Source organism: Salinimicrobium oceani, from assembly GCF_012037645.1.
The window spans coordinates 1-507 of the sequence record NZ_JAAVJR010000422.1; the positions used below are offsets into that span (position 1 = coordinate 1).

The 507-nt window shown below is 35.7% G+C and carries 1 protein-coding gene; it reads right to left on the bottom strand.

Going from position 1 to position 507, the window contains the following annotated elements; all coding sequences use genetic code 11:
* On the bottom strand, window positions 1–225 hold a 225-nt coding region (locus HC175_RS17520; protein ID WP_168139578.1), incomplete at its 3' end, for a GIY-YIG nuclease family protein.
* Between the last annotated feature and the right edge of the window lie 282 nt (window positions 226–507).

A 507-nucleotide genomic window follows, 5' to 3' on the forward strand; every position in this document is an offset into this window, starting at 1 on the left:
AAATTTTCTGCTTTTCATTCTTTTAATATAGCGTTCTAGATAAACTGCGTCTTTTTTAGTTTCACACCTGAATATGAGTTTTATCTCCCAGTCTGAGGCAGCTTTAGTAAATGCTTTTAAGAATTTATGACTATTATGAAGTTCCAGTCTCGCCGGAACATTATTTGATTCCCCGGTATAATATTTATCGGCCTTTGAACTATAATTGATGTAAATAAAATGCATTTTTCAAATTGTATAAAACTAAAAAAGCCCCCAAATTTTCATTTGAGGGCTTCTGCTTTGCTTGTGGTGCCTCCAGCCCCGACGCTTCGGGGGAACCAGGGACACTACCAGGTAGAGAGAATCTCTTCCAATATTTCAGGACGGTCAATTATTTTTTCTATAAATTTTCTGCTTTTCATTCTTTTAATATAGCGTTCCAGATAAACTGCGTCTTTTTTAGTTTCACACCTGAATATGAGTTTTATCTCCCAGTCTGAGGCAGCTTTAGTAAATGCTTTTAAG